The 22,464-nt window shown below is 57.6% G+C and carries 24 protein-coding genes; 11 read left to right on the forward strand and 13 right to left on the reverse strand.

Annotated elements, in window-relative coordinates; genetic code table 11:
- The first annotated feature begins 37 nt into the window (after nucleotides 1–37).
- Complete coding sequence (locus tag VGK48_14550; protein ID HEY2382395.1) at nucleotides 38–985, forward strand: NAD(P)-dependent oxidoreductase; 948 nt, start codon at nucleotides 38–40, stop codon at nucleotides 983–985.
- A gap of 115 nt (nucleotides 986–1,100) precedes the next feature.
- Entirely contained in the window at nucleotides 1,101–2,297 is a 1,197-nt protein-coding gene (gene eboE / locus VGK48_14555; GenBank protein HEY2382396.1) for a metabolite traffic protein EboE, read from the forward strand.
- 84 nt (nucleotides 2,298–2,381) lie between these two features.
- On the opposite strand, the gene VGK48_14560 is transcribed toward eboE, so the two are convergent.
- From VGK48_14560 to VGK48_14595, 8 genes are all read right to left on the reverse strand, one after another.
- Nucleotides 2,382–3,560 carry a cobalamin-independent methionine synthase II family protein gene (locus VGK48_14560; protein HEY2382397.1) on the reverse strand — a complete coding sequence of 393 codons (1,179 nt, stop codon included), beginning with the start codon at nucleotides 3,558–3,560 and terminating at the stop codon, nucleotides 2,382–2,384.
- A 12-nt stretch (nucleotides 3,561–3,572) separates the two neighbouring features.
- Nucleotides 3,573–4,595: a Gfo/Idh/MocA family oxidoreductase gene (locus VGK48_14565; GenBank protein ID HEY2382398.1), complete on the reverse strand. Its 1,023-nt coding sequence runs from the start codon at nucleotides 4,593–4,595 to the stop codon at nucleotides 3,573–3,575.
- 68 nt (nucleotides 4,596–4,663) lie between these two features.
- The gene (locus VGK48_14570) at nucleotides 4,664–5,725 is read right to left on the reverse strand and encodes a hypothetical protein (GenBank protein ID HEY2382399.1); all 1,062 of its coding nucleotides are present in this window, start codon (nucleotides 5,723–5,725) and stop codon (nucleotides 4,664–4,666) included.
- Nucleotides 5,726–5,896: 171 nt separating this feature from the next.
- Nucleotides 5,897–7,066 (reverse strand): cobalamin-independent methionine synthase II family protein, encoded by a 1,170-nt coding sequence (locus VGK48_14575; GenBank protein ID HEY2382400.1) that lies wholly within the window; start codon nucleotides 7,064–7,066, stop codon nucleotides 5,897–5,899.
- A 52-nt stretch (nucleotides 7,067–7,118) separates the two neighbouring features.
- On the reverse strand, nucleotides 7,119–8,552 hold the full coding sequence (locus tag VGK48_14580) for a glycosyltransferase (GenBank protein ID HEY2382401.1): 1,434 nt from the start codon (nucleotides 8,550–8,552) through the stop codon (nucleotides 7,119–7,121).
- A gap of 6 nt (nucleotides 8,553–8,558) precedes the next feature.
- Nucleotides 8,559–9,698, reverse strand: coding sequence for a HEAT repeat domain-containing protein (locus VGK48_14585; GenBank protein ID HEY2382402.1), 1,140 nt, complete (start codon nucleotides 9,696–9,698; stop codon nucleotides 8,559–8,561).
- Between the two features lie 86 nt (nucleotides 9,699–9,784).
- Nucleotides 9,785–10,567: a YaiO family outer membrane beta-barrel protein gene (locus tag VGK48_14590; GenBank protein HEY2382403.1), complete on the reverse strand. Its 783-nt coding sequence runs from the start codon at nucleotides 10,565–10,567 to the stop codon at nucleotides 9,785–9,787.
- A gap of 3 nt (nucleotides 10,568–10,570) precedes the next feature.
- Complete coding sequence (locus tag VGK48_14595; GenBank protein HEY2382404.1) at nucleotides 10,571–11,554, reverse strand: GDP-mannose 4,6-dehydratase; 984 nt, start codon at nucleotides 11,552–11,554, stop codon at nucleotides 10,571–10,573.
- Between the two features lie 100 nt (nucleotides 11,555–11,654).
- Between VGK48_14595 and VGK48_14600 the strand changes: the two genes are divergently transcribed.
- From VGK48_14600 to VGK48_14630, 7 genes are all read left to right on the forward strand, one after another.
- Nucleotides 11,655–12,005, forward strand: coding sequence for an STAS domain-containing protein (locus tag VGK48_14600; protein HEY2382405.1), 351 nt, complete (start codon nucleotides 11,655–11,657; stop codon nucleotides 12,003–12,005).
- 4 nt (nucleotides 12,006–12,009) lie between these two features.
- Nucleotides 12,010–12,804 carry an ABC transporter permease gene (locus VGK48_14605; protein HEY2382406.1) on the forward strand — a complete coding sequence of 265 codons (795 nt, stop codon included), beginning with the start codon at nucleotides 12,010–12,012 and terminating at the stop codon, nucleotides 12,802–12,804.
- On the forward strand, nucleotides 12,804–13,601 hold the full coding sequence (locus VGK48_14610; GenBank protein ID HEY2382407.1) for an ATP-binding cassette domain-containing protein: 798 nt from the start codon (nucleotides 12,804–12,806) through the stop codon (nucleotides 13,599–13,601). Before VGK48_14605 ends, VGK48_14610 begins: the two co-directional genes overlap by 1 nt.
- A gap of 18 nt (nucleotides 13,602–13,619) precedes the next feature.
- On the forward strand, nucleotides 13,620–14,645 hold the full coding sequence (locus VGK48_14615; GenBank protein ID HEY2382408.1) for an MlaD family protein: 1,026 nt from the start codon (nucleotides 13,620–13,622) through the stop codon (nucleotides 14,643–14,645).
- A complete protein-coding gene (locus tag VGK48_14620) occupies nucleotides 14,642–15,244 on the forward strand; it encodes an ABC-type transport auxiliary lipoprotein family protein (protein ID HEY2382409.1) in 603 nt (200 codons plus the stop codon). Before VGK48_14615 ends, VGK48_14620 begins: the two co-directional genes overlap by 4 nt.
- A 16-nt stretch (nucleotides 15,245–15,260) precedes the next feature.
- Nucleotides 15,261–15,446, forward strand: coding sequence for a hypothetical protein (locus VGK48_14625; GenBank protein HEY2382410.1), 186 nt, complete (start codon nucleotides 15,261–15,263; stop codon nucleotides 15,444–15,446).
- A 167-nt stretch (nucleotides 15,447–15,613) separates the two neighbouring features.
- Nucleotides 15,614–15,814 (forward strand): hypothetical protein, encoded by a 201-nt coding sequence (locus VGK48_14630; protein HEY2382411.1) that lies wholly within the window; start codon nucleotides 15,614–15,616, stop codon nucleotides 15,812–15,814.
- 46 nt (nucleotides 15,815–15,860) lie between these two features.
- On the opposite strand, the gene VGK48_14635 is transcribed toward VGK48_14630, so the two are convergent.
- Nucleotides 15,861–16,004: a hypothetical protein gene (locus VGK48_14635; protein HEY2382412.1), complete on the reverse strand. Its 144-nt coding sequence runs from the start codon at nucleotides 16,002–16,004 to the stop codon at nucleotides 15,861–15,863.
- On the opposite strand from VGK48_14635, the gene VGK48_14640 reads away from it, so the two are divergent.
- On the forward strand, nucleotides 16,003–17,244 hold the full coding sequence (locus VGK48_14640; GenBank protein ID HEY2382413.1) for a response regulator: 1,242 nt from the start codon (nucleotides 16,003–16,005) through the stop codon (nucleotides 17,242–17,244). The genes VGK48_14635 and VGK48_14640 overlap by 2 nt on opposite strands.
- A gap of 107 nt (nucleotides 17,245–17,351) precedes the next feature.
- Here VGK48_14640 and VGK48_14645 read toward each other — a convergent pair whose 3' ends face one another.
- Together VGK48_14645 and VGK48_14650 are read right to left on the reverse strand one after the other, a co-directional pair.
- Nucleotides 17,352–17,771 (reverse strand): PIN domain-containing protein, encoded by a 420-nt coding sequence (locus tag VGK48_14645; protein ID HEY2382414.1) that lies wholly within the window; start codon nucleotides 17,769–17,771, stop codon nucleotides 17,352–17,354.
- Entirely contained in the window at nucleotides 17,758–17,979 is a 222-nt protein-coding gene (locus tag VGK48_14650) for a type II toxin-antitoxin system VapB family antitoxin (protein ID HEY2382415.1), read from the reverse strand. The genes VGK48_14645 and VGK48_14650 overlap by 14 nt, the downstream gene beginning before the upstream one ends.
- Before the next feature lie 198 nt (nucleotides 17,980–18,177).
- On the opposite strand from VGK48_14650, the gene VGK48_14655 reads away from it, so the two are divergent.
- Entirely contained in the window at nucleotides 18,178–18,636 is a 459-nt protein-coding gene (locus VGK48_14655) for a hypothetical protein (protein HEY2382416.1), read from the forward strand.
- A gap of 170 nt (nucleotides 18,637–18,806) precedes the next feature.
- On the opposite strand, the gene VGK48_14660 is transcribed toward VGK48_14655, so the two are convergent.
- Entirely contained in the window at nucleotides 18,807–19,265 is a 459-nt protein-coding gene (locus VGK48_14660; protein HEY2382417.1) for a VOC family protein, read from the reverse strand.
- Between the two features lie 91 nt (nucleotides 19,266–19,356).
- Nucleotides 19,357–22,464, reverse strand: a complete 3,108-nt coding sequence (locus VGK48_14665) for a multidrug efflux RND transporter permease subunit (protein HEY2382418.1) — start codon at nucleotides 22,462–22,464, stop codon at nucleotides 19,357–19,359.

Below are 22,464 nucleotides of genomic sequence, written 5' to 3' on the forward strand. Positions count from 1 at the left end.
AAGATTCTACCGTATTATGTCGAGCCGGGAGGCACAAATGAGCAACTCCAATGACATAGGGGAGCGGAGCGACCGTGAGCCCGGCAGGGCGAAACAAGGAATTAACGTCGGATTCATCGGGCTCGGCCGGATGGGCCGGGGAATGGCAGGCCGCATCCTCGACGGAGGCCACGATCTGGCCGTCTATGACGTGATGCGCGAACAGACCACCGAACTCGAAAAGGCCGGCGCACGAGTGGCTTCGTCCATCACGGATCTCTGCACAGGACGCGACGTCGTCGTCACGATGCTGGTCGAGGACTCGACTGTCCGGGATGTGGTTCTGTCGACGAACGGCATGCGCGACTCGCTCAGCCCGGGAGCGATCCACCTGGCGATGGGAACGTATGGTGTTGCAACGATTCGGAAGCTGGCTTCCGCGCACGCCGAAGCGAAACAGATTCTGGTCGCGGCCCCGGTTCTGGGAAGGCCGGATCTTGCCGCCTCCGGACAACTTGGCATCGTCTCCGCCGGACCCGCTGACGCCGTGGAGCGCTGCGCTCCTTTGTTCAAAGTGATGGGCCGCAGGACCTTCCATGCCGGCGCGCCGCCCGACGCCGCCACCGCGATCAAACTCGCGAATAACGGCGTTCTCGGCGCGGCCATGATCGCAATGGCTGAAGCATTTTCGCTGATACGCAAATATAATGTGGCGCCACAGGTTCTTTACGACGTCATGACGGAAGGCCTGTTCGCCGGCGCTCCCGCTTATACGGGCTACGGCAAAACGATGGTCGATGAAACATATGACCGCGTCGGGTCGCCCGTTACCGTCGGATTGAAGGACGCCAATCTGATCCTCGCCGCCGCCGACATCGCGCGCGTTCCCATGCCGAGCCTGAATGTCTACCGCGACCGGCTGCTCGGCGCGATCGCGCACGGCGACGGAGACAGGGATCAGGCGGTGCTGGCGAGAGAGCAGGCAAGAGCGAGTGGGTTGGAATAAAACCTTTATTGGAGATTCGAGATTGGAGGTTGGAAATTAGAAATTTGCGGCACCGAAAATTTCCAATTTCCAACCTCCAATCTCGAATTTCCAATAAGTTTATAGGAGTTAAAACATGGATCTAGGTAATGGTCTCGGTCATCTGACGTATTCAACGCTGGTCCACCCGGGCGACACGTGGGAGGACATGTGGCACAGCCTGATAACGTATGTGCCAAAGGTGAAGGAACGGATTTCTCCGAAGGAGCCGTTCGGCATTTCCCTTCGCCTTGCAAACGCATCCGCCGAGCGTCTCGTCAATGACAAGAAGGAACGGGACAAGCTGAAGAAGTTTCTCGCCGACAATGACATGTATCTTTACACGGTGAACGCGTTCCCGTATGGGCCGTTCAAGGGACGCGTCGTCAAGGAACAGGTTTATGAACCGGATTGGCGGAGCGATGAGCGAACGCAGTACACCATCAATGTCGCCGAAATCCTGGGCGATGTCGCTCCGGAAGGAAGCTCGCCCTCGATCCAGAGCGCTCCACTTGGTTTCAAGCCCCGCGTGACCGGACCGGACGTAGTCGCAAGCTATACCGAGCACGTCCTGCGCGTTGCCGCCCGCCTGGTCGATATCCATGCCCGCACCGGCCGCATGGTTGGCCTGGCGCTCGAACCCGAGCCGTTCTGCTTCCTGGAAACCACGGACGAAGCCGTGGACTACTTCACGAATCATCTGTACTCCGGCGCCGCCGCCGCGCGGGTGGCAAAGCTGGCCGGCATTCCGATCTCCGAAGCGCACATCGCATTGCGCCGGCACGTGGGTGTCGTGTTCGACATCTGCCATCAGGCGGTCGAATACGAGAACATTTCGGAATCGCTCCAGAAGCTGGTGAACGCCGGCATCCCGATTTTCAAACTTCAGGAGGCCGCAGCGCTCTACATGCCGGAAGTGAACCCGGGCGTCATCGATGTGCTGACGCGCTTCGCGGACACGATCTACCTGACACAGACGATGGAAAAGAAGGAAGGCCGGTTCAATCGATTCCTCAACCTCGAAGACGCCTTCGCAGCGTGGAAACAGAGTTCGGGTCCGCGGGAGTGGCGGACCCACATTCACGTGCCGGTTTTTCTCGACGACCTCGGGATGTTCCGGACCACGCGTTTCGCGATCGAAGACGCCTTGCGCTATCACAAGGCGAATCCGCTCTCACGGCAACTCGAAATCGAGACGTATACGTGGGATGTGCTGCCCGCAAGCTTGAAGACCGGCGATGTGGTGGATTACGTCTGCCGTGAACTGGAGTGGGTCAAGAGCCAGCTTTTGTAACTACTGGAAATTCGAAATTGGAAGTTGGAAATTTCTTATATAAGAAATGAAGCAACCTCCAATTTCGAATTTCCAATAAGTTCTTTACGACCGAATAAGCGAATACCTGGGGTCCGCCGCCAGACACTCTGCTTCCGGCAGTCCAAGTTCCTTCTTCACGATATTGGTGCCGCGCACCAACGCCACCGTCTTGTAATACGCATGGCGGCGGCTCATACCTTCACGTCCCATGCCGCAGTCCGTCGTTACAGCGAGGCGGTCGGGTGAAATAAACTTCAACGACTGACGCAGCAGGTCGGCCACTTCTTCGGGACTTTCCACCTGGAGCGTGTGGTGGTCGATGACGCCGATGGCGATTTTCTTTCCCGTGATCCCTTTGCACACGGCCTCGAGGTCCAGCGCATTCGAGCTCTTCATTTCGAACGTGATGAGATCCGCATCGACTTGATTGAGAACTTCAAGGGCCGGTTTGTAAGACTGCACGTGCGCGAACATGCGCTGCTGAGACGGATTGCCCCAGCAGGTATGACACCAGACTTCCGTCTTCGCCCGCAGTCCTTTGACGGTGTTGTTGAACACCTTCAACATGAAATCCAGCGTGATGTCCTTGTTTGGAACCGGGCGCGCAGCGAGTAAATGGAGCTGCGGATCCTCGATCTGAATCACCTGGCATCCGGCGTCCGCGACATCGTGCAATTCCTTATTGAATGCGTCGCTCAAAGCCATGATGCGCGACGGCAGATCCTTATAGTGCTCGTCCTGGACGGCATATGCGACCAGCTCCGGCGCCACCGTGCCGAACTTCACCGGACGGTTCGTCAGGCGCTGCGCGGCTTTCCAGACTTCGGGGTACTGCATTTCTCCGGGCGCGACAGGGCCGACGATCTTCGGCATGACGCGGGCTTCAAGATAGTCATGCAGGATGTGGCCGCGCGGGAATCCGATGCCACCGGCGCCGGCGCGGGCGAGTTGCGGATGGCTGGCTTCGAATCCGGCCATGTGGCGCGGAGGATAGCTGGTCCACGTCTGTCCGCCGACGTCCTGATCGAACCGGCAGTCGCCATCCGTAACGATGTCCAGGCCCGCATTCTCCTGGTCGCGGAGATAGCAGGCCAGCGCATCCGTATATTGTTCGCGGAACTTGTTGTTCGTCATCGCATCAACAAATGATTTCGTGCCCAGGTTCTCCTGGTACCAGCTCGGACGCGGAAGCGAACCGATGATGGATGTGGGCAAAACCTTACCTGCAGTCGCTTTCAGCATGATGGCTCCCGATTACTTTATTTTTTCAACTATGCCGGATGCCGCCGATTTCACGATCGCTTCGGTGACGGCGGCCCCGTGGATCATTTCTTCAACTGGGATAGGAAACGCCGGACCGCCGCTTGCCGCCTTGCCGAAGGCATCGAGGCATTCGCGGCCGGCGTCCAGCGTGGCGGCCTGCCATATTTCCGGCTCTCCCTTGGCGGGCTGGAATTTGCACGTGCCGAACAGACGCGTTCGCCGCTCTTCGGAAGACGCGCCGGCCACGTGGGTCATGCCTTCGAGGCGGACGGACCCTTTGGAACCGAACACCTGAAAGCTGAATCCCGGGCCTGTAGCCGTCAATGTACCGAGATATCCGGACATTCCATCCTTCATGCGGAACAGTATCGACGTGGTGTCGTCGCTGTCGACTTCAACGACCCGCCTGAAGCTCTGACAGTATACGTGGTCGATCGAACCGCACAAATCGATCATTCCGTCGATCGCGTGAACGCCCATCGGCGTCAGGCCGCCGCACGGCGTTTCATCACGATGAGCGCGCCATTGGGTCGGCTTGAGCAGCAGAGCGTTTGCAAACGTCATGTTCGCTTCGACGTGCATGATGGTACCGAGACCTCCCGAGCGTATGCGGTCGCGAAGTTTGGTCATTTCCGGATGGAACCGGCGGTTGTAGCCGAGACCCAGCGTAACGCCCGCCTTACGGGTGGCGTTTACCGCGGCTTCGGCATCACTGGTGGTCAGTGCGAAGGGTTTCTCGCAAAAGACATGCATGCCTGCCTGCGCGGCGGCAACCACCTGCCGCGAGTGCAGGGAGTGCGGTGTGCAAAGCACCACCGCCTGAACATTCGAATTTTTCAGAAGGGCGTCGTAGTTTTCCGCAAGCTGCAGCTTGTGACTGTCCGCGAACGTTTTGATTTCCGGAGATATCGTCCGCGTCGTGCCGGCAACGAACCGGATGAAATCACTGCCCTGCGCAGACTCGACGATCGTCTTGCCCCACCAGCCTAATCCGACAATAGCCGCATTAATCATAAGACTCCTCTTGCGATTTGCGGCTATGAACTTACCACAACTGAGCGGCTGCAGGTTTACAGACAGCGTTAAGGAAAACTTACTCGGATCTCCGACTCTCTGCCGGTCACCCGGTAGGTTTTGCTCGGATAATTCGGATTTTCGAAAAGGAGCATGCTGCCGATCGGAACCTTGACTTCACCCAACGGAGTCTGCCCCAGCGGCTGGCGCTGCGATCCGTCGATCGAAACCTGGGCCCACGGCTTGGCGTTGATCTGAACCGGGATATCGAACGTGACCATTGCAGTCGTTGTCTCGTTCGGTTTGATCACATGGGTGACGACCTTGCGCAGCCCCTGGTGCCGGTATTCCAGGCTCTGATTTCCGGCAGGCAGTGTGAGAGTCGTGGGGGCGGATCCGACCAGCTGATCGCCGAGATAGATGTCTACAGTTGTAGGAGAGCTGATAGCCAGCGTTCCGGTCTGAATGGGCACAGCAACAGGAGAAGCCGATCTGACAATGGTCTGGGGCGGCGGCGGAACAGCAGCCGTCGCAAGTGAAACGTCCGTTGGCGCAGGCAACTCCACGGCTGCCGCGGCCGTGGGCGGCGGCGGTTGGGATTCAGGTTGAGGACTGAAGGAAACCGGCTCCGTCGCGACGGCCGCGGCCGCGGTCTGAGGAACGTTGCCGCTTTTGGACCGCCCGGAAAGAGCCAGAAACCCAACCACTCCGGCAATGGCCACAATCAGGGTAATACCGGCCAAACCTCCTACAGAATTTTTCCGCACCGGGGCGGGCGGCGGCACGGGCCGTCGCTTGGGAACTTGCGCGACAAATGCCAGGTCCTGGCGCGCCGCGCGCGCCGGCTTGACGACAGGCGCCGGGGCAGGCGATGGAACCGGCGGGGACGGTAGCGGCGAAGCTTGAGGCGCCGCGGGTTGAAGCGGCAGCAGCGACGCTGCCTCGGTCATCGGAGCCCGTGCTTTCTCTAGAAGCGCCTTTGCAGCTTTGTTTTCAGGATCGACAGCCAGAAACCGCAGAATGATTCCCTCCGCGGTCTTCCGGTATTTTTCTGGACTGTCGCACCAGGGTTTTTCTTCGAGCAAAACCCGCGCATTTTCCAAATCTCGATCTAATCCTTCAATGGACATCGCCTGACTCACTTCCTTGCGCATCCTGCCATGTTCATACGGCCAGTCCGTGGTCGTGGGAAACCGAAGTCTTATCGGTCTTTACAGCCTACGGAGCTCGCACGTTATCGTGGGGTCATAGCCACGTCTATTTCTTTTGTAATCGAGTACGACGAAATCAGGCCTGATTTTTCAGCTATTTGGAGAGGACCAGAGACGACGGGAGACAATATCCGCCCCTTCGCGGAGCGCTTTGAGTTTCAACCAGACGGCTGGTTCGATGACCCATTCGCGCCCGGTGAACGTCCCAAAACCGCAGTCGGCGCTGGCAATCACCCGTTCGCGGTCACCGACCGCAGTCACGGCTTCCTCAATGCGGCGAGCGACGACTTCAGGATGCTCGACGATATTACTGGTGGTCTCGACGCATCCCGGAACCAGGACCATCTCCACCGGAAGAGGGTGACGGCGGAAGGCGGAATACTCATGCTGATGACGCGGGTTGGCGAACTCAATACTCAACGCGCCGACCCTGGCCTGGTAAAGCACAGGCAGCACCAGATCGAGCGGCACATCGAAAACATGTGGACCGTCCCAATTTCCCCAGCAGCAGTGCAGTCTCACCCGATCGCGCGGAATTCCTTCGATCGCTTTGTTGATGGCGGCGACATGCTTTTCAATTCCCGCGACGAATTGCGCGTCGGTTGCATCGCGGTAGAACATGGACCGATCCATTGCCAGGTCGGGCGAATCGATCTGCACGATAAAGCCGGCCTCATGAATCGCGCGGTATTCATTGCTTAACTCGCGCGCGAGCGCCATGAGGTACGCCTCGTGCGAATCGTAGTAGGCGTTGAGCATGGTAGTTGAAACAATGCCGGGCGAAGGCGCAGTGATGAAACAGTCTGAAAATGCCGGCGCCGCCTGAAGGGCCCGCTTGAGCCGGGCAAGTTCCTCGCGGATGGCGCCCGTTCCCAGATAGTGCAGTTCTTTTTGTGCCTCGGGCGCATTTTGCATGCGGCTGCGCTTCGGGAAGCGCTGTTTCAGAACCTCGATCAGCTCCGGGAATTCTTCATAATCGCGGCCGCGGCGGCGCTTCGATTCTCCCGCAAATCCGGACATCCGCTGCGCCACATAGGTCTGAAACCCGACGCGCTGCTGTTCGCCGTCATTGCCGATATCGACACCGGCCGCCGCCTGCTTTTCGACTACATGTTGCACGGCACGACCCATGGCACGCGCGAGCGCGTCTTTATCGACAGCGGCTCCCTCTTCGCGGCGGACCAGTAGGTCAGAAAGTTCGTCGTTGCGCGGCAAGCTTCCGACATGAGTTACGAGAATGCGATCGCGGCTGCTGTTCATCGTCCACAGTATAGGGTCGCACACCTGAATTCCCGAATTCGAATTCGGGAGTTCAGGTGTGCGACCCCCTCCGCCCCATGCGCCCCACATTCCGCGCGAAGCGGTCCCAACTCCTATCGCCGCGGAGAAATTGCACGACGCCTTTTGCGTTCGCATACACGAGGATCGGCCGATAAAGCAGCAGATCCAGCGGCGCAATCAGCGCCATTCGTGTCAGCGCGCTCACCCGGTAATAGTGGAAGGCCGATTCGTTCAACCACAAACTGATCTCCGACATGATTCCGAGCGCAAGCACCTGAATCCCGAGCAGGGAAAAGAACTCTTTGAGATCCACCAATCGCAGCCAAAGCCCAAGACCCAGGGAAGCCAGGACGATCAACTGTACGAATGGCCCGAAACACTCGGAAATAATCAAATACGGTAACCCGACAAACCCGAGCGCGCCGTAACGTGGCCGGAATAGAACTCTTCGGTAGTGCCACACCGTCTCCAGGATCACGCGCTGCCAGCGCGCCCGCTGGCTGATAAGCGCTGTAAGCCGCTCAGGGCCTTCGGTCGCCCCCACGATATCGGGAAGCGACAGGACGCGGCCGGGCCTCTTGTCGCGCTTGTACCTCTCCAGAACCCGGACTGTCATTTCGAGGTCTTCGCAGGTGAAAGCGGGCGAGAAGCCTCCAACCTCGAGCACGACGTCACGGCGCCAGATGGCAAAAGCCCCGCTGGCGCACAGCATGATGTTCATGCGGCTCCATGCCAGGCGATTGTTGAGAAATGACCGAAGAATCTCCAGGTGCTGGAAGTTGATCCAGAGATGCCGATCGATGTTCTTGTTTCCGATTTCGCCGGCCTCCTCCTGAAGTTCATGCCGGACGGCAACAATGCTGGTAATACCCAGCACTCCGGCCGGATCTTTAATCGCCGGGCGCATCGCAACCAGCAGCGCATCGGGTTCGTATGCCGCATCGCCGTCGACGCAGCAGATATAACGGTCGCGCGCGAAGTTTACTCCGCAGTTCAACGCGTCGGCTTTGCCGCCGTTGCATTTATCGATGACGATCAGCCGTGGATCGGTCCGGCTGCGATAAATAGCACGCACGGGGCTGGTTTGCAGGAGCCGCCGCGCTGTCACACTGACCGACTGCAAGACGAATTCCCGGCGAAGTGCTCCAAGCGTTTCGTCTTTTGATCCGTCGTTAACGACGACAATTTCAAATTCCGGATACTCAAAGGCCAGGAGCCGGCGCACCACCGCTCCAATCATGCCCTGCTCGTTGTAGACCGGGACAATGACGGAGACGGGGATGGTGAAGCGCGAATCCGACAACGCATCATAATCGTCCGTATGCGACTCGGCCGTACGTCTCCGGTTTTCCAACATGGCGACAATGGCCATGAACAGAGTGAAGGCGTAAAGCAGCATCAGGTATGCAAAACTGAGCAGAAAGGTCCAATCGAAGAATGGTCTTAGCGCGAGCCCTGAAATCATGGCTGTTCACGCCGCCTGAACGCCGGCTCGCTTCAAGACCCGAAGTAAGCGGGGTTTCATTGCTGGTTCGGCTCGGCCGATGGCCGCCTGGACGAATCCCTCCGCGGCGGCCGTCATTATCTTTCGTATGAGAAGCATTTCGTCTTTCCTGTCGTTTCGTACCGCTTCCGCGAGCATCTCGTCGAGCACACCGAGATCCTGAAGAATTTCAGCGGCCCCGTTGCGAGCGAACATATCCCTGGAATCCAGATATGGAATGACGTCGGGCGCAACGGGCGGCCCCATCGCGCGCAGCGCCTGTTTGGCGGCGGCGCGAACCCACCATTCTTTGTCGCCCAGTAAGGGCACGACACCGGGGGCAAAGTCGAGTCGTCTTAAATCTCCAAGCGCCTTGACAGCATGAGCGCGGACATACCAAACGGGATCGTCCAGACGCCGCAAGGCCGACTCCGCAGCCTGCGGACCGCCCGCCTTGCCGAGAGTTTCGATCGCTGCTTTCCGGACTTCCGGATCGCTGTCGTCCGACGCCAACGCCAGCAAGCGGTTGATTTTCGCGGACCCTGCGTATCGCTGAAGTAGTGTCGCGGCCCAAAACCTTACTTTCGGGTGGCGGTCGGCCAATAAGCCCGTCAGAAGGTGGGGTATTGGAATGGAAAGTCGATCGATTTGTGTCGCCGTGCGAGATCGCGAATAGGAGCCAAGCCGAAGGGCCGTGACGAGCAGACGGGCGCTTCGAAGATCGTTCCTGTGGCCGAGCAGGCTCACTGCTGCACCAACCAGATCATCATCATTCGCAAAGACCGCTTTCTCCAGCAGCTGCTCTGACGCGGGATGCTCGGCCAGTGCGAGGATCCGCAGCGCTTCGATTCTCAGCCACTTCCCCCCGAGCAACGGCCGCGAGGCTGCTCTTACCAGGCCGCCTGCGCCCCAGTGTTGCACGACATACATCGCAAAAATGCGAGCCTGCCACGGCAGCGTTCTGCTTTCCACAGCGATTGCTTCGATGGTTTTTCTGGGAAGCCGCTGCAGAACCGGCAGAATTTCTTCGTGCGTGGCAAGCCTCGACACGAGCTCATGCGTTTCGTTCAGCTGCCGGCGGATGCGCTGCGCCAGGCGTCTCTGACGGTCGTAGATCAGACGGTTCACAACGAGCGCAAGAGAGATCGCTAACCATATGAGGAACAAAACACCGCATATCCATAGGAAGTAAGGTTCCCAGGCAGCATAGCGAATCATAGCTTGCGGCGTAGTCCGATGGAGAAACCACGACGGTTATAGAAACGTCCTTCATTCTCTCCCGAAACCGAGAACGATACGGCCCATGCCGGCGCAAACCAATGTGTACCGTTGAGATTCATCAGCTTCACGGGAGTCTGCACGACGCCCGCAGGAAAGATGTTATCCAGTTCGCTGCCGGCTGCGGCATTGAGGCTGATCGAATTGCGGCCGTAGTAGTAGTCTGCCTCCACCCGTGATGTCGAAGAGGCGCCCGCACCTTTGAGGTAGCTCTCGTACAAGGTGTAAGCCAGGTGGAACGATCGAATGTACTTTTCCACTCCTGCATTCGTGATGTAAACCGACGCACCTTCGTATTTCCGATGCCGGACTCCAGCGTCAGCGCCCCAGCCGTTGCGAAAGCTGCGGTCGATTTGCCCGAACCCTGACCAGGCAGGCAGGATGTTATGGGTAGGACTGATATCTCCCTCGAAGACTCCGGTCCACGAGCGGCCGAGCGGGTAATACAAACCGGCGGTGGCCTGACTATCGAGCATTGAAAAACGGCTCGTCTCGTCAATCGCGCCGTAAAGGACCTTGCGCTCGCTGAAGTGATGGATGCCCGACACATATGCGTCCCGCCAGGGCGCAAATCCGTTGCTTAGCGTTTCGTAACGGATGCCTGCCTCTGCATCCGTGGTCTGCTGGAAAGCGGGTGTAGAATCCTGGCCTTCCACCAGGGGCACGGCTGCTAAAAGAGCTGATGCGGCGAGCGGTATAAAGAGCCTAAGCGGAATCATGGTTCATGCCGCCGGCGTTTGCTCCAACCGGTGCGCCATATCGTTTGCCACTGAACGGATGATCGCGTCGATCGAAGTGGTTGGCCTGTAGCCGGTGATCCGTTCCAGCTTCTCGAGTGACGGAACACGGCGAAACACGTCTTCGAATCCGGGACCGTAGACCTCTTCGTAAGGAATGTGCGTGATTTCGGACGATGAATTCGTGATCTGCTTCACCGCGGCGGCAAGATCATTGATGCTGATTTCCTGATCGTTCCCGATATTGACGACATCACCGACCATTTCGGTGGACCTGGCAACGCGGACTAATGCTTCGACGATATCCGCAACGTAGCCGAAACACCGCCGTTGCTCGCCGGATCCATATACCGTCAAGGGATCGCCCAGGAGTGCCTCCCGGACGAGATTGGGTACGACCATTCCGTAACGAGCGGTCTGGCGCGGCCCAACCGTGTTAAAGAATCGGACGACGGTCACAGGTACGTTGCGCTCGGTCCAGTAAGCGAATCCGAGAAACTCATCCAGCATTTTGGAGCAGGCATAACTCCACCGTCCGTTGTGCGTTTCGCCCATGATGAGGTTCTGGTCTTCACGGAACGGAACCGCTTCGCTCTTGCCGTAGACCTCTGAAGATGAAGCGATCACCACGCGCTTCTGTTTTTTCGCGGCAGCCCGCAGGACGGTCTCGGTTCCGCCGAAATTCGTTTCGATCGTCCGGATCAGATTATGGACCACCAGACGCACACCGACGGCAGCCGCGAGATGAAAAATGACGTCCGCGCTATCCACCAGCTCGGCGACGAGTGGAGCATTGAAAACGGAATCAATATGATAGGAAAAGGATCCGCACGATCGAAGTGAAGCGATGTTCTCAAAAGCTCCCGTCGAAAGGTCATCGATGACAGCTACGTTCCACCCCTGCTTGACACAACGTTCAGACAGATGTGAGCCAATAAAACCTGCGCCGCCCGTAATCAGTATATTCACGGCTCCGTTCCTTGGAATGGCATCCTGCCGTTGGTAATGTCATTAAAAATGAAGCATGTTGCGTTCCACGGGTCACCCGCAGTTATAATGCGCCCGCAGCATGAGTTCAACACGAACACTGAACTTCGTCATCCGCGTTCTGAATCCGCAGACCACTGTTATCGATCTTGAAGGTGGAATCGATCTCCGGAACTCGCACGGTTTGCGGACCACGCTGTTCGAAAAACTCTCAACCACCTCACGGCTCGCGTTGAATATGTCGGGTATCGGGTACATCGATAGTTCGGGCATCGCAACACTGGTCGAAACGCTGAAAAAAGCCCAAGGCCTCCAAAAGGATTTCGTCCTGTTCGGATTGGGTCAGCGTGTTTACGATGTCCTGAAACTGACAAACCTTCTTGGAGTCTTCCAGGTTTTCGACACCGAAGAACACGCTTTGCAGGGCAAATAGCCGAATGGAACTTCTGCTGAACCTCGGCGCCGCCACGGAAAGAGCTCTGGCTTATATCGGCGGGCTGGCCCAACTGCTGGGCCGGGCATTCGCCCATGCTGTCGTTTCGCCGCTGAAACGCAGCATGAGTCTTCGGCGCGCGAACCATCAGGCGATGGCCGTTGGAGTGAGCGCTATTCCAGTCATTTCCTTCATAGCATTTTTCATCGGCGTCATCATGGCGTTGCAGGGCGCGTACGAGTTAAAGAGGTTCGGGGCCATCCATCTCATCGCGGACATGGTTGCGATTTCGATCACCCGCGAACTTGGACCTCTGGTAACCGCTATCGTAGTGGTCGGCCGCTCCGGGTCGGCTTTTGCGGCCGAGATCGGCACCATGAAAGTGACCGAAGAACTGGACGCGATCGAAACAATGGCGCTGCATCCGATAGCATTTCTTGTCACGCCCAAGTTGCTTGCCATGCTGGTCATGATGCCGTGTCTGACGATATGGGCAGATCTTATGGGCGTTCTGGGCGGGAGCGCTTTTGGAATGATCGGGGCGAACTACACGTTCGGAACCTATCTGGCCGCGACGCGTGATGCCCTATTCATGCGCGACGTCATCACCGGACTGATTAAGAGCGTCGTATTTGGACTTGTCATTACTGGAGTCGGCTGCCAGGAAGGTTTCTCGACCGGTGCAGGCTCGGAGCAGGTCGGCCGCTCGACGACCTCGGCGGTGGTGACATCCATTTTTCTGGTGGTTTTCGTCGACCTGATCTTCACCACAATCTTCTACATCACGAGCGGGACGTAATGTCATCGAATGAGGAACCGGTCATCTCCGGTCGAGATCTGCGCGTTCAGTACGGCGACCGCGAGATTCTGCACGGCGTCAATTTCGACGTGAATGCGCGCGAGACAATCGTGATCCTGGGAGGATCGGGGTCGGGCAAAAGCACGCTGCTGAGAACGATGGTGGGGCTGGAAAGACCCACGTCGGGCAGCGTTTGGGTTCAGGGTACGAATCTCGCCACCGCTTCAGCTGACGAAATGGATGAAGTACGAAAAAAGATCGGACTTTCCTTTCAGGGAGGCGCCCTCATCGGGTCGATGACGGTGGGGGAAAACGTGGCCCTGCCGCTGCGGGAACATACGGACCTGGAGGAATCCACCATCGAAGTGATGGTTCGCATCAAACTTCAGCAGGTCGGCTTGATCAAGTTTCAGCATTTCATGCCATCGCAGCTCAGCGGCGGAATGAAAAAAAGAGCGGCGGTCGCGCGGGCGATGGCGATGGATCCGGAGATTCTGTTTTTCGATGAGCCCTCGGCCGGCCTGGATCCGGTCATTGCCGCCGGCATCGATCAACTTATTCTGAATTTGAAGCAGGCCCTCGCTGTTACGATTGTCGTGGTCACTCATGAACTGGCGAGCGCTTTTCTGATCGCGGATCGGATCATTGTCCTGGATGCCGGCCATATTATCGCCGCCGTGCCGCCGGATGATCTGAAAAAGAGCAGCCACCCGCGGATTCAGCAGTTTCTGAACCGCGTCGCGGATACGGAGGCGGGAGACGACGTCGATCATCTGCGGCAATTGTTTACGGATTAATCGGAGTCTGGAGCGAAGATGAGGCCTGAGCGCGAACGTGTACTGGTCGGACTTTTTGTGGTGGTAGCCGCCGGTGTGCTCGCCGGCACGGCGATTGCGGTCTGGGGCGGAATAGGAGGTTCGCAGGTTTCTCACCGGATGTACCTGAAATTCAGCGGCGGCGTGCAATCGGGAACACCTGTTCGTTACGGCGGCCTGAAGGTCGGAACCGTTGAACGTGTACAGGTCGATCCCGGCGACTCGACCCGAATCGAGCTTGATCTCAATGTCGATCCGAATGCCCCGATCAAGACAGATAGCGTCGCGCGCTTATCCGCGCTCGGCCTGCTGAGTGATTACTACGTTGAAATTTCCACCGGAACGCCGCAGGCGGGAAGGGCTGCTCCCGGCAGCGTGCTCCGTTCAGTGGAAGCCACGGGAATGGCCAATATCGGGGATACCATCGACAGTCTGGCTCCCCAGATCCACGACGCGCTGGATAAGTTGACGCGCAATCTCGACGGCCTGCAGACCACGGTCGCGAGTGCGAACGATCTGCTCAATGAGCGCAATCGCGCGAATATCGGACAGGCCCTCGCACGCACAAACGATTTGCTGAACGACAGTAATCGGGCACACATTGCGGACTCACTCAACAACTTCAATCAACTTCTGGCCGAGACGCGGCCGAAGATCTCCGCCAGCCTGGACAATATCAACAGCACGATGGAACACCTGACGCCCTTACTCGAAGATGCGCAGAAAACCTCGGCGCGTGTGGATCAAACACTTTCGAACGTCAACTCAATGCTGACCGAGGATCGTCCGGACTTGAAGGCTTCGCTCTCGGAGATGCGTGAAGTGCTGGAAACGGCGAAAACGACGGTTGATCAACTACAAGGCATTTTGAATCAAAACGACGCCAATATTTACGAAATCCTGGAGAACATGCGTTCGTCGGCAGGAAATATCCGGAGTCTGACCGAAACGATCAAGACCAGCCCTGCAAGTCTGATTCGCGGAGTTAAAGTGGATGACCGGAAACCAGGGGGAGCCCGCAAATGAGAGCGTCCCGCGTCCTGATGACCGCAATCCTGTCTGTTATCGTCACAGCCTGCGGCGCCATGCGGCCGATCAAGTATTATCAGCTCGAAATGCCGCCGCCATCTTCCGCTTCCACGGTTCCGGAATTCAACGTTGCGCTGCAAGTCGGGAGTATTGATTCTCCCCCGATCATGCGGGATGGCCGGATTCTTTATCAGGTTGGCACTCACGAAGTGGGTACGTACGAATATCATCGCTGGGTGGAGACGCCGGACCGCGTGGTTCAGGATTCACTCGTCCGGCTCCTGCGTTCATCCGGGAAATTCCAGTCGGTGGATACGGCGCGCAACAACGTTAAGCCCGACTATGTGGTCCAGGGAAAGATCTACGAATTCTCTGAAATGGATAAACCGCAGGTCTTCGCCCGGGTGTCTCTCGAAATCGAACTCCATGATGCAAAAACCGGGCGAACGGTCTGGTCCCGGCTTTACACGAACGAAGAATCCGTCGACGGGAAGGAAGTGACGGACGTTGTCCACGCTCTGGATCAGAACCTTGGCCGCGGACTCTCGGGGATCGTTACAGGGCTGAATCAGTACTTCGCCGGCCGCGCTCGATAAGCACGCGAGGGACGTTATGGACTCTGACGAGAAACCGAACGCGGGAGAAACATCGTCCGCAGACGACGCAACGCTCCAGCTGACGCGCGAGATCAAGCAACAAGCGGATGCCACCATCGTCACAAACGCTACTTCCATACGCACACCCACCGAAGACCGCCGATCCGTACTCGCAGCGGTTCAATTCTCAGTTAAGAGCTAAAGTTCTTCAGAGATTTGTCGATATCAAGGTGCATGAGTATCCAGGCACTTTGCGGACTGTCATTGTTAATCGCTTCAATCCTTCCCGTATTTTTGATCGGCATTGCGATACCGCCGCTAAGGGACCGTAAAGCCTCTGTATTAAGTAAGATTGGCGGATGGGCCTTGATGGCTGCCGGCGTCAGCTGGGCGATAATCGACGGTTTGATCGCGAACCTCTTCTGGGCCTACAGCCCTCAATATCTGGTGATGACACTCTTTGCGGTCGGCGGATTCATGGTATTTGCCGGCGTGCTCTACCGGCTGATCCACAGAAGCTGGAGCCTGCCTCAGGCTGAAGTTCGCCACGAGAAAGCTCTGCACATCTGATTGCCCTTAGCGGCATTCGACCGAATGGGATCTGTAGTCGCGGACTTTAGCCCGCGTTCCGCCCTCGCCCGGCAACATAGTGGTCGAGACTGGAACGCGGGCTGAAGCCCGCGACTACATCTTTGGCGCGCTGCTCATTCGTATCGGGACTATAAAGGTCCGCTCCAGAGCGGACGATATGAGTGGGCATGGTGGTTTCAACGGGAAAGTTTATCAGGACCCTCGGAGATACGAAGCGAATTCTGTTTGTCGATGATGAACCAGCTGTGCTGGATGGTCAGCGGAAAGCTTTCGAACCGTATCATGGCCAGGTGGAGTGCCTGTTCGCTCTGGGCGCGGCTGCCGCTCTCAAGACGCTTCAGCAGACGCATGTAGACGTCGTCGTCGCCGACATGCACATGCCGGAGATCGACGGTCCCGAACTCCTCCGGATCGTAAAGGCCGAATATCCGGAAATTGTCCGCTGCATGGCATGTCCGCGCCATGAGATGCACTCCACATATTTCGCTCTCATGACGGTACAGCAGATTCTCGCGAAACCATTGGATCCCGCGGCAGTCATGGATATGGTCGAACGCGCCTGCCGCCTGCGTGAGCTGATGACGGATTCGCTGCGCAAAAAGATAGGCGGTGTTGGACAACTTCCGCCCATACCGGCAGTGTATTCGGAATTGTCAGCCGCAATGGCCGGGCCCGAAGTATCGAGTGGGAAAATCGCCGCGATTCTTGAAAAGGACCCGGCGATGGCCGCCAAAGTTCTCCAGTTGGTCAACTCCGCCTGTTTCGGTACGTTGAAGCACATCGGAAAGCTGGAACATGCCGTCGCGTATCTGGGAATGGATCTCATCAGAGATCTCTCGCTTACAGCCCAGCTATTCGTGGATCTTCAAACAATCGCCAGACAATCCGGTTTTTCATTCGAGGGTGAACAACAGCACTCTTTGCTTGTTGCGCGCGTGGCCAAACGACTCCTGACCCGTCCCGCGCAGGCACGAGAGGCGTTCACCGCCGGTTTGCTGCACGATATCGGAAAGCTCGTCCTGGCGGTATGTATACCAAAGGATTATTCGGAAGCGCACCGCGCGTGGAAGACAACCGGGCGCGCGCTGCACGAAGTGGAATATGAGGTGTTGGGCTTTACTCATTCCGAAGCAGGCGCTTACCTATTAGGGTTATGGGGACTGCCGGCCGCGATCGTTGAGGCGGTTGCCTTTCATCACAATCCCGGCGCGGCGCTTGAGCAGAGCTTCGGTGTTTCCAGCGCGGTGAGCCTGGCGAACAGCCTCGTCGACGAAACGGCAATAAACAGTTCTGCCGGCATTATGGAACACTTGCAAGCGCTCGGAGTGGCCGATAATCTTCCGGTTTGGACGGATGTGGCGCAGGAGGAAGTGCAACAGGTCCGGCCGGAAAGAGTGTTCGTCCAATAAGCGCGGCAGAACAATACAGTCGATCCCAAGCTCCGCGAATCGTGGGCGCCGGAGGTCGCGAACTGCGGAAACATGGTGGCATTCGGGCCTCCGATCAATCCATTGCGTCAGGAAGTTTTCGATTTCACCAGCTGCGTCCAATTGAGAGTCTGAAGGGGCGAATGTTCGGCAATGGCCTCGAAATCCGTGTCGCAGTGGACGAGGGTGGCATGATGGGCGATAGCCATGGTCGCGATGAGACAGTCGGTGGCGGTAGGCGTGACGCCGGCTTTTCGCAATTTAGCGGCGAGTATCCAAGCCTCATGCCACTGCCCATCGCTAAAGCCCGGCCGCTCCAACGCTTCGAATCGGCGAAGCAGAGTATCCGCCCTTTCGGTCTTTCGAATCCCGCACATTAACTCGAGGATGATCAACTCGGTAATCATGACTTGACCTGCGAGAATCAGAGGCCGCAGCGCCGCCTGGATGGCAGGCGCTCCGGGCCGCCGCAGCGTTTGAATCCAAACGGAAGTATCAACGAGATGCATTGTGAGTCCGTTTACGCCGCATCCGCTTGAGTTTTTCTGGAGTCAGATCAAGATCGACTTTTCCGAAGGAATCGACGAGATCCTGCAGCGCCTGCTGACGAACAACGCGACGCAGGCTCTCTTCAACCGTATCTTTTATTGTCTCCTTGCCAAGGATGCGTCGCGCTTTGTCGAGCAAGCGCTCGTCCATCTCGACAGTCGTTTTCAATATATCCTCCTGAACCTGATTATATATCTGGATCATGTAAATTGAGATATACGCCTGAGAACGGTAATCTACAAAGTGTGCTTCGCATTTCCAGCGGAGGTCCACGCGTTCCTGAAGAGCTAATCATGTCCGCTTGCTCTCTCTCACCGATTTCGTGAAATAATCACAACATCCGATGTCAGGTGCGATATTTCGAAAATGACAAACCCGTTTCTGGTTTCAGCGCGGTTCAGAGTCCTGGGGCTGCTGCTCGCAATGTTTTCAGGCTGCGCAAATAAAGAATACCGAGTCGAACGAATCGATAACGGGCAGGTCGTTCGTATTCCGCTGAAGTTCGAGTCAATGAGTGGAATGCGTGATGGTGAACTGGTCAGAGCTGTCCCGGTATTTACGGATGGCATGGATGAAATACGTCTCGACATCCATGTGCGTCTTGGACCGCCGATCTTATTTGCAACGGGTGCTTATAACGCAAAAATCGGGAACCAAACGAGCGAAGGACCGATTGTCTGCGATTCGTTCTCGTTTCAGGGTGGCCAGGATGCGCTGCCGAGCGTTGGCGGAACCTTCCGGCTCCAGGACAATGCAACCGGCCGTACGATATTCCGGGTTACGATGCCGGCGACTCCGATCACTCCAAAAAGAATTCCCGAATAGATGTTTAACATGTGGGCTCGATACCACACTGGCCGAGGCCCGCCGAACACGGAGATCGGAATCCGGATCGCTCTCGTTCGGACTCGTGCCGTTGGACCGGAACGTTCGCTGCAGTGCGGGCCGCATTCGCCGGCGTCGGTCCGCTGGTGGCGCTGCATTATGAATAGCGGCTACGGCCGCTGAAGCATCTCGATACGGTTGCCCGCCGGGTCGATCGCGATGCCGATCACGATACCGGTGTTCTGGAATGGCCGCGGTTCGCCTGCCATCGAACCGCCGGCGGCTTTGATGGCGGCGACCGTCGCCGCCATATTCTTCACATTGAAAATAATGTGCGGGATCGGATCCTTGATGTCGTCGGCATCGCGGTGCATGAGCACGACCGGTTCAGCCTTGTTGGCTTTCGCGGCCTCGACCGTCGGGCCGAAGTTCACGAAAATCTCGGGGCCAGCCTGTCCACCGATTCGATTGACCTCCTGCATTCCGAAGGCGGCCTGATAAAACTTCGCGAGCGCGACAGTGTCTTTCGCGCCGACTCGCACCGAATTCAGCGAAACTTGGGCATTTGCTGCGCCCGCGAGGAGCAGCGCGGCGAGGACGGATATTGCGGCCGTGTAGATTCTCTTCATTGAAGTCTCCAGTAGTTTGTTGTGCACTCGTGAATATAAAGCACGCGCCGACTTTGCGCAAAGCGGACACCCCGAAAGAATTACCGGCTTTTTATGCTTCCTGTTCTTGAGACCAGTCCTCACGGGCTGGGGACCTGCGGGTGCTTTCCCACCAGACGCGGAGCCGGTCGAAGTAGAGGTAGACGACGGGAGTGGTGAAGAGCGTCAGCATCTGGCTGACAATCAGACCGCCGATGATCGTGATGCCGAGCGGACGGCGGAGTTCCGAGCCGGTGCCGGTTCCGAGAGCCAGCGGCAAGGCTCCGAGCAAGGCCGCCATGGTTGTCATGACGATTGGACGGAAGCGCAGAATGCAGGCCTCGAAGATGGCGTCGCGGGAATTCATGCCTTCGTTTCGTTCGGCGGCAATGGCGAAGTCGATCATCATGATCGCGTTTTTCTTGACCAGGCCGATCAGCAGGATGATTCCGATCATGGCAATGACGCTCAAATCCGTGTGCGTGACCATCAATGCCAGCAGCGCCCCGCCTCCGGCGGACGGCAGCGTCGACAAAATCGTAATCGGGTGAATGTAGCTCTCGTAGAGCATTCCAAGCACGAGAAACACCGTAACCAGAGCCGCGGCAATGAGCAGCGGCTCGCTGTTCAGCGAGGATTGGTAGGCCTGAGCCGTCCCGGTGAACGACGTTTGTACGGTGCGCGGCAGTCCGACTTTCGACGCTGCGGCGCCGATCGCAGCGACCGCGTCACCCAGAGCGACCCCCGGCTGCAGATTGAATGACAACGTCACTGCCGGAAACAGTCCCTGGTGTGAGATCGTCAACGGCGCCGTGGCGGGAGCGAAGCGAGCAAATGCAGCCAGCGGTACCTGTTGCTTGTTGGAGGAATTGACGTAGAGCTGTTTGAGAAACTGCGGATCCTGCCAGTATTGCGGCGCCACTTCCATCACGACGAAATATTGATTCAGCGACGTATACATCGTCGAAACCGGGCGCTGGCCGAAAGCATCGTAGAGGGTGTTGTCGATCAACTGGGACGAAATGCCGAATCGCGCCGCCGTTTTCCGGTCGTAGGTCACCATGCTCTGCAGCCCGCGATCCTGCTGGTCGCTGCTCACGTCCGCGATAATCGGAATCTTGAACAGTTCTTCCAGCATCTTCGGAGCGACTTCATCCAGATCCGCCAGGTTGTCGCCTTGAAGCGTGTATTGATATTGCGCATTGCTCTGACGGCCGCCGATGCGTAAATCTTGAAATGCCTGCAGATAGAGCGTCGCGCCGGGTATCGCGGCCAGCTTCGGGCGCAGCCGCTTTATGACGCCATCGACGTTTAATTTCCGCTCTGCAAGCGGCTTGAGCATGATCAGCATGCGCCCGCTATTGACCGTCGAATTGCCGCCGCCGCCGCTGAACGCCTGCACGGTTTCCACTCCGGGATCGGCAGACACCACGGCCACCATCTTTCGCAGAATCCCGTCCATTGCCTGAAAGGATGTGTCCTGATCCCCGACAACGTTGCCGTTCATACGTCCGGTGTCCTGCTGTGGAAAGAAGCCCTTCGGAATCTGAACGAACAGGTACACATTCAAAGCAATCGTTGCAAACAACACCATCAGCGTGACAAACGAGTGGCGAAGTACAACGTTGAGAGCACGGCCGTATCCATTCACGATCGAGTTGAAAACGTTCTCGCTGGCCCGATAGAACCTGCCATGCGCCGCGTGCTCCTTCAGAAAATGCGCGCACATCATGGGCGTCGTCGTCAGAGAGACGACCATCGATACGGCGATAGCAATGGAAAGCGTGATGGAGAATTCCCGCAACAGCCGCCCGACGATTCCCCCCATAAGCAGCAGGGGAATGAATACCGCGATCAACGAAATACTGATGGTGAGAACAGTGGATCCGATTTCGCTCGCTCCCTTCAGGGCGGCATCGAACGGGCGCATTCCCTGCTCCAGATAACGCGAAACGTTCTCGATCACGACGATGGCGTCGTCCACGACGAAGCCGGTCGAGATCGTGAGCGCCATGAGCGACAGATTGTCCAGACTGAAATGCAGGAGATACATCGCCCCGAACGTGCCCACGAGGGATATCGGGACCGCCACGGAGGGAATAAGCGTCGTCCGCCAGTCGCGCAGAAAAATAAAGACGACCAGGATCACCAGCAGCACGGAGAGCGAGAGCGTGCGCTCGACCTCATGGACAGAGGCCCGGATCGTCACGGTCTGATCGATCGCGATCCGCATCTGGATGGACTTGGGAATGGAAGCCTGAATCTCGGGCAGCGCGGCGCGAATTCGATCGACGGTATCAATGATGTTGGCGCCGGGCTGACGGTAAATGATCACCAGAACCGACGGCTTGCCGTTGGCATATCCGCTGTTACGCAGATCCTGCACGGAATCGATCACTTCGGCGACGTCGCTGAGCCGCACCGCGGTGCCGTGGCTGTATGTGATGAGAAGCGGCTTGTAATCGATCGCTTTAAACATCTGATCGTTCGCGCCGATTTCCCACTGCTGCAGGTCGTTCGTGAAGTGACCTTTAGGAGTGTTGGCGTTCGCGCTGGCCAGCGCGGTCCGGACCTGTTCGAGACCGATTCCATATTTGCTCAGGACGTTGGGGTTGAGTTCCACGCGGACGGCAGGGAGAGAGCTGCCGCCCACCTGGACCTGGCCGACTCCCTGCATTTGCGACAGCCGCTGGGCCATGATCGTCGAAGCGGCATCGTAAATCCGGCCTTTGTCCAGGACATCGGACGTCAGGGCCAGCAGCAGAATCGGAGAATCGGCCGGATTCACTTTCCGGTATGTCGGATTGCTTGGAAGGTTCGCAGGCAGATAGCCGCGGGCCGCGGCAATCGCAGCCTGTACATCTCTTGCGGCCGCGTCGATATTGCGGTCGAGGTCGAACTGCAGCGTGATTCTGGTGGAGCCGAGCGTGCTCGTAGACGTCATTTCCGTCACCGCCGCGACACGGCCGAATTGCCGCTCCAGCGGCGTCGCGACGGAGGAAGCCATCGTTTCCGGACTTGCTCCGGGCAGGCCGGCCTGCACCGAAATCGTCGGAAAATCGACTTGAGGAAGCGGCGATACGGGCAGCAGCAGGAAGGCGACAGCGCCGGCCAGCGCCACTGCCGCAGACAGCAGCGTTGTTGCAACCGGTCTTCGAACAAATGGCTCGGAAAGATTCAT

The sequence above is a fragment of the Terriglobia bacterium genome, from assembly GCA_036496425.1.
Taxonomy (GTDB): Bacteria; Acidobacteriota; Terriglobia; order 20CM-2-55-15; family 20CM-2-55-15; genus 20CM-2-55-15.

Coding starts and splice junctions, on each gene's coding strand:
- VGK48_14630 (HEY2382411.1), top strand. CDS start 15,614: ATGGCTGCCGGCGTCAGCTGGGCGATAATCGACGGTTTGATCGCGAAC.
- VGK48_14660 (HEY2382417.1), bottom strand. CDS start 19,265: ATGAAGAGAATCTACACGGCCGCAATATCCGTCCTCGCCGCGCTGCTC.
- VGK48_14610 (HEY2382407.1), top strand. CDS start 12,804: ATGTCATCGAATGAGGAACCGGTCATCTCCGGTCGAGATCTGCGCGTT.
- VGK48_14600 (HEY2382405.1), top strand. CDS start 11,655: ATGAGTTCAACACGAACACTGAACTTCGTCATCCGCGTTCTGAATCCG.
- VGK48_14655 (HEY2382416.1), top strand. CDS start 18,178: ATGACAAACCCGTTTCTGGTTTCAGCGCGGTTCAGAGTCCTGGGGCTG.
- VGK48_14620 (HEY2382409.1), top strand. CDS start 14,642: ATGAGAGCGTCCCGCGTCCTGATGACCGCAATCCTGTCTGTTATCGTC.
- VGK48_14580 (HEY2382401.1), bottom strand. CDS start 8,552: ATGATTTCAGGGCTCGCGCTAAGACCATTCTTCGATTGGACCTTTCTG.
- VGK48_14575 (HEY2382400.1), bottom strand. CDS start 7,066: ATGAACAGCAGCCGCGATCGCATTCTCGTAACTCATGTCGGAAGCTTG.
- VGK48_14565 (HEY2382398.1), bottom strand. CDS start 4,595: ATGATTAATGCGGCTATTGTCGGATTAGGCTGGTGGGGCAAGACGATC.
- VGK48_14615 (HEY2382408.1), top strand. CDS start 13,620: ATGAGGCCTGAGCGCGAACGTGTACTGGTCGGACTTTTTGTGGTGGTA.
- VGK48_14645 (HEY2382414.1), bottom strand. CDS start 17,771: ATGCATCTCGTTGATACTTCCGTTTGGATTCAAACGCTGCGGCGGCCC.
- eboE (HEY2382396.1), top strand. CDS start 1,101: ATGGATCTAGGTAATGGTCTCGGTCATCTGACGTATTCAACGCTGGTC.
- VGK48_14560 (HEY2382397.1), bottom strand. CDS start 3,560: ATGCTGAAAGCGACTGCAGGTAAGGTTTTGCCCACATCCATCATCGGT.
- VGK48_14665 (HEY2382418.1), bottom strand. CDS start 22,464: ATGAATCTTTCCGAGCCATTTGTTCGAAGACCGGTTGCAACAACGCTG.
- VGK48_14590 (HEY2382403.1), bottom strand. CDS start 10,567: ATGATTCCGCTTAGGCTCTTTATACCGCTCGCCGCATCAGCTCTTTTA.
- VGK48_14640 (HEY2382413.1), top strand. CDS start 16,003: ATGGTGGTTTCAACGGGAAAGTTTATCAGGACCCTCGGAGATACGAAG.
- VGK48_14625 (HEY2382410.1), top strand. CDS start 15,261: ATGGACTCTGACGAGAAACCGAACGCGGGAGAAACATCGTCCGCAGAC.
- VGK48_14605 (HEY2382406.1), top strand. CDS start 12,010: ATGGAACTTCTGCTGAACCTCGGCGCCGCCACGGAAAGAGCTCTGGCT.
- VGK48_14550 (HEY2382395.1), top strand. CDS start 38: ATGAGCAACTCCAATGACATAGGGGAGCGGAGCGACCGTGAGCCCGGC.
- VGK48_14635 (HEY2382412.1), bottom strand. CDS start 16,004: ATGCCCACTCATATCGTCCGCTCTGGAGCGGACCTTTATAGTCCCGAT.
- VGK48_14570 (HEY2382399.1), bottom strand. CDS start 5,725: ATGTCCATTGAAGGATTAGATCGAGATTTGGAAAATGCGCGGGTTTTG.